Origin of the sequence: Cyclobacterium qasimii M12-11B (assembly GCF_000427295.1) — a bacterium.
Taxonomy (GTDB): Bacteria; Bacteroidota; Bacteroidia; order Cytophagales; family Cyclobacteriaceae; genus Cyclobacterium; species Cyclobacterium qasimii.
The window spans coordinates 1-562 of record NZ_ATNM01000196.1; the positions used below are offsets into that span (position 1 = coordinate 1).

Below are 562 nucleotides of genomic sequence, written 5' to 3' on the forward strand. Positions count from 1 at the left end.
TGAATGAGTTGCTTATTTGAATAGTTACGCTTAGCTACTGCTTGTTCTAAGGCCGCAACTGCTCCACTAGCATTCAAACTTTGAGATACATTGAAGCCCATTATTTTTTTTGAATACGCATCGGTAACCAATGACAGGTACATTGGGTTTGTTCTAGTTCCAATGTAAGTAATATCAGAAACCCATACTTGCTCTGGTCTTTCAATAGGACGTGACTCGATCAAGTTCTTATGTTTTCTAAACCTATGGTGTGAGTTGGTGGTTATGTGGTATTGTCTTTTAGGGACAATATGAAGATGGTTTGCCCTGATAATAGCAAACAAACGATCTCTCCCCACTCCCATCTCCTTCAGCTCTTTATAAAGAAGGTGGTACAATTTTCTAGTGCCAACTCGTGGCATTCTCATTCGTACTTTCTCTATCAAAGCTACCACTTCTGTAGCCACCATACGTCTACGTTTCTCTCTGTTTACGGCTCGATAATAAACCTGTCTTTCAACCCCAAACAACCTGCAGGTGGCACTTATGCTTTCTTTTTGCTCGATTCTGTATCGATCGACTG

Annotated in this window: 1 protein-coding gene; it reads right to left on the minus strand. The window is 40.7% G+C overall.

Annotation, left to right across the window (positions count from 1 at the left end; translation table 11 throughout):
* A partial coding sequence (locus ADICYQ_RS24010; RefSeq protein WP_152520525.1) for a DDE-type integrase/transposase/recombinase occupies nt 1-562 on the minus strand: 562 nt, incomplete at both ends.